Consider the following 237-nt stretch of genomic DNA (forward strand, 5'->3'; position numbering starts at 1 on the left):
AATGCGAACTTTTTCGGCCGCCTGGCGCTGGAGGTTGCCTACAGCAGCGGCGCGCCATGGCTCGACCAACTCACGCGCTACATCGCCAGCAACATTGATCTGGTTTGCGAGTTCGCCTGTGAACACCTTCCAGGCATCACGCCCATGCGGCCCGACGCATCGTTTCTGGTGTGGTTGGACGCGTGCGCGCTCGATCGCAGAGTGGGTGGAATTCAGAAGTTCTTCGTCGATCAGGCC

The 237-nt window shown here is 60.3% G+C and carries 1 pseudogene; it reads left to right on the forward strand.

Annotated features, from left to right (window positions below):
- Positions 1 to 237 (forward strand): annotated as a pseudogene (locus E5W70_RS31905) (hypothetical protein); the annotation flags it as partial.

The sequence above is a fragment of the Mesorhizobium sp. genome (assembly GCF_005063415.1).
GTDB lineage: Bacteria > Pseudomonadota > Alphaproteobacteria > Rhizobiales > Rhizobiaceae > Mesorhizobium.